This window comes from Cellulomonas fimi, from assembly GCF_012952065.1.
Taxonomy (GTDB): Bacteria; Actinomycetota; Actinomycetes; order Actinomycetales; family Cellulomonadaceae; genus Pengzhenrongella; species Pengzhenrongella fimi_A.
Map to the genome: position 1 here is coordinate 1 of NZ_JABCJJ010000062.1, position 1,957 is coordinate 1,957.

The following is a 1,957-nucleotide window of genomic DNA, read 5'->3' on the forward strand; positions in this document are numbered from 1 at the left end:
CGGAGGGGGTTCCGATCAAGGAGCTCTCGCGTCGTCTGGGGGTGGCGAGGAATACGGTGCGGGCGGCGTTGGCGTCGGACGCCCCGCCGCGGTACGAGCGGGCGGCGAGTGGGTCGGTGGTCGACGCGGTCGAGCCGCAGATCCGGGCGTTGCTGCGTGAGCACCCCACGATGCCGGCGACGGTGATCGCCGAGCGGATCGGCTGGACCCGGTCGATCACCGTGCTCAAGGACCGGGTGCGGGCGATCCGCCCGGAGTACCGGGGGGTGGACCCGGTCGACCGGCTGGTGCATGCCCCGGGTGACACCACGCAGTGCGACCTGTGGTTCCCCGAGCCGCGGATCGCGGTCGGCCACGGTCAGGTCGCGATGTTGCCGGTCCTGGTGATGACGTTGGCGTACTCGAGGTTCATCACCGCCCGGATGATCCCGTCGCGGTCCGGCGGGGACATCCTGGCCGGCATGTGGGCGCTGGTCAGCGGTGTCGGGGCGGTGACCAAGCGGCTGTGGTGGGACCGTGAGTCGGCGATCGGCGGCAAGGGCACGGTCAGCGCCGACGCCGCGGCGTTCGCCGGGACCCTGGCGACGAAGGTCGTGCTGGCCCGCCCTCGAGACCCGGAGTTCAAGGGCATGGTCGAACGACACAACGGGTATCTGGAAACCTCGTTCCTGCCCGGGCGCACCTTCACTTCACCGGCCGACTTCAACGCCCAGCTGGCCGACTGGCTGCCGAAGGCGAACACCCGCACGGTGCGGTCCCTGGGCGGCCGGCCGGTCGACCACCTCGCCGCGGACCTGGCTGCGGCGACGTCGTTGCCGCCAGTGGCACCCACGACCGGGCTGCGTCACCGGGTGCGGCTGGGCCGGGAGTACTACGTGCGCATCGACTCCTGCGACTACTCGGTCGACCCGGCCGTGATCGGCAGGTTCGTCGACATCGTGGCCGACCTCGACCGGGTCCGCGTCACCTGCGCCGGGCGGCTGGTCGCCGACCACGCCCGCTGCTGGGCGCGGGCCGCCACCATCACCGACCCCGTCCACGTGGCCACCGCCGCCAGGCTGCGTACCGCCTGGCAGGACGAGGAGCGCGCCAGGGCACGGGCCGGCGACCGCCGGCACCTCGACGGGCACCCGGTACCGCTGCGGGCGCTGCCGGACTACGACGCCCTGTTCGGCGTCGACTTCACCGCCCCCGCCCGCGCCCAGGAGGTGGTCCGGTGAGCGCCGCGACGGACACCGCGTCCCAGGTCGCCTACCTGACCCGGGTGCTCAAGGCGCCCACGATCGGGCGCACGTTCGCCGACCTGGCCGACACCGCGCGGCAGGCGGGCTGGACCCACGAGGAGTACCTGGCCGCGGTGCTGGCCCGTCAGGTCGCCGACCGGGAAGCGTCGGGGACCGCGATCCGGATGGGCGCCGCGCACTTCCCGGCCGTCAAGACCCTGGAGGACTTCAACCTCGACCACCAGCCGTCCCTGCGCCGCGACATCCTGGCCCACCTGGCGACCACGACGTTCGTCGCCAAGGCCGAGAACGTCGTGCTGCTCGGCCCGCCCGGGGTCGGCAAGACCCACCTCGGCATCGCCCTGGGCGTCAAGGCCGCCCACGCCGGGCACCCCGTGCTGTACGACACCGCCATCGGGTGGCTGACCCGCCTGCAGGGCGCCCACGACACCGGGCGCCTCGCGCACGAGCTCAAGCGGCTGCGCCGCTACAAGCTGCTGATCATCGACGAGGTCGGCTACATCCCGTTCGACGCCCAGGCCGCGAACCTGTTCTTTCAGCTCGTCGCCCACCGCTACGAGCAAGGCTCGGTCCTGGTCACCTCGAACATGCCCTTCGGCCGCTGGGGCGAGATCTTCGCCGACGACATCGTCGCCGCCGCCATGATCGACCGCCTCGTCCACCACGCCGAGGTCCTGACCCTGACCGGCGAGTCCTACCGCACCCGCACCCGC

2 protein-coding genes are annotated in these 1,957 nt (G+C 72.6%); both read left to right on the plus strand.

Annotation, left to right across the window (positions count from 1 at the left end; genetic code table 11):
• The coding region (istA, locus tag HIR71_RS16150; RefSeq protein WP_211374327.1) for an IS21 family transposase at positions 1 to 1,220 on the plus strand (1,220 nt) is incomplete at its 5' end.
• Positions 1,217 to 1,957, plus strand: a 741-nt coding sequence (gene istB, locus HIR71_RS16155) for an IS21-like element helper ATPase IstB (protein ID WP_169326083.1), incomplete at its 3' end; no start/stop codon positions are given. The genes istA and istB, both read left to right, overlap by 4 nt.